Source organism: Campylobacter troglodytis, assembly GCF_006864425.1.
Taxonomy (GTDB): domain Bacteria; phylum Campylobacterota; class Campylobacteria; order Campylobacterales; family Campylobacteraceae; genus Campylobacter_D; species Campylobacter_D troglodytis.
Window position 1 is genome coordinate 1 of the sequence record NZ_QHLI01000145.1, and the last position, 1,436, is coordinate 1,436.

General features: G+C 29.9%; 3 protein-coding genes and 2 pseudogenes. 4 read left to right on the plus strand and 1 reads right to left on the minus strand.

Features of this window, described 5'->3' with window-relative positions; translation table 11 throughout:
• The 4 genes and pseudogenes from DMC01_RS14050 to DMC01_RS12440 form a co-directional block, all read left to right on the plus strand.
• A pseudogene (locus tag DMC01_RS14050) lies at positions 1–229 on the plus strand (hypothetical protein); the annotation flags it as partial.
• A gap of 63 nt (positions 230–292) precedes the next feature.
• Positions 293–898, plus strand: coding sequence for a hypothetical protein (locus tag DMC01_RS14555; RefSeq protein ID WP_221887166.1), 606 nt, complete (start codon positions 293–295; stop codon positions 896–898).
• Position 899: 1 nt separating this feature from the next.
• Positions 900–1,076, plus strand: a complete 177-nt coding sequence (locus tag DMC01_RS14055; protein ID WP_185908952.1) for a hypothetical protein — start codon at positions 900–902, stop codon at positions 1,074–1,076.
• Positions 1,077–1,100: 24 nt separating this feature from the next.
• A complete protein-coding gene (locus DMC01_RS12440) occupies positions 1,101–1,280 on the plus strand; it encodes a hypothetical protein (RefSeq protein WP_142694500.1) in 180 nt (59 codons plus the stop codon).
• Positions 1,281–1,300: 20 nt separating this feature from the next.
• Here DMC01_RS12440 and DMC01_RS16935 read toward each other — a convergent pair.
• Positions 1,301–1,436: pseudogene (locus DMC01_RS16935) on the minus strand (IS1595 family transposase); the annotation flags it as partial.

Below are 1,436 nucleotides of genomic sequence, written 5' to 3' on the forward strand. Positions count from 1 at the left end.
AAGCCTAAATATAAAATTAGAATGCAAAAGCAAAGAGGCTAATAAAATTAAAGAAAATGAAATAAATCAACAAAAAGAGCTTGAATTTAAGAAAAATAACATAAATTTAAGCAGCACCGCCCTTCTTTGTCCCATCCTAGAATGCGATGAGTTAAGATGCATTCACGGAGGACAGGTTAAACTCGCTTCAAGCGTAGGCAAAAAGAATCTTTGTTTAATAAATTATTAAGTATTGTTAGCTTATAATTTAAGGTTTTTGTAAAATTAAAATATAGATTTAGGAACAAATAGCGTGAAAATGTTGGCTGTGTTTATTGTACTTGTTGCGACATTGCTAATAGTTTCTTGCACTTATGGCATACCTTATCCCGCAGAAAAAAGAGCATTGATTCCTAGAATATTAGATTCCGATTATCAAGAATTCAACAAATTTGCTGAACAAGAAGTAGGAAAAATTATTTATGCTAGACCGATAGAAAGTGCAAAACAACGCAAAAACGAGTTTTATATCTCTAAAGGTCATTTTGTAGTTGGTAAAGATTTGCGACTATACATTGCCATTGATTTTGTGTGGTTGGAGCGCGAACTTGTGCAAGTATATATAGCAGAACTTGGATATTATGGAGGTTGGCGAAAATGGACTTGCAATTTGCTTATTTTCCCAAACACAACTCGCAGAATCTACATCGCCAAACATAAAGCAGAGATTGATGAAACACAAATAATGCAAAATAAAGAGGTGATAGGAGATTTACAAATAGGTGTTGATAACATAATTAAAAATTACATATTTGAAGAGGAAGGCATAATAGAAAATTTACTAGATAAGCCGCAATATCTTAATAAGATAAGCAGAAATTATGATGATTTTAGAGTGTTGCATAATTATGGACGATAAAATGACTTACAATAAAAAATATTCGCTTGGAATTTATGAAAATGATTGGGGATTTATGGTGGGCAGTGAAGGAAATCCTCATATATTTTTATATGCAAAATATCATAGTTTTTATGGTTGCCATTGTGCCTATCATTATTTTGTGGATAATTACCATAAAAAAGATGTTGTTTTATAAGATTTAATTCAAATAGAGCAATGTATGATAACTAATAAGCTAGCAATCAGCAAGTTAAAAGACTACTCAGAACTTGCGTGGGCTTCTTATTTTTACTTTGATTTACTTAAAGATTTTAAGGGTAATCCTAGAAAAATTTATGTATTAGATTTTGATGGGGAAAAGATAAAAGGTGAAAATTATCCTAGAGGATGCACAAAATGAAAACACTAAAAATACTTGGCTCAAGATACTTTAATAGGATTTTCTCTTATCAATTTTAGCAAATTTTGATGAGAATTTTGTCCTAAATTTTTCGTCTTAATTTTGTTTTTTTTAAATGAAACACAAAATTTTCTTTTTTTATGCCCCTAAATTTAG

Bases quoted from the DNA above. Each gene is read 5' to 3' on its own strand.
- DMC01_RS12440 (WP_142694500.1), top strand. From the start codon at position 1,101: ATGATAACTAATAAGCTAGCAATCAGCAAGTTAAAAGACTACTCAGAA.
- DMC01_RS14055 (WP_185908952.1), top strand. From the start codon at position 900: ATGACTTACAATAAAAAATATTCGCTTGGAATTTATGAAAATGATTGG.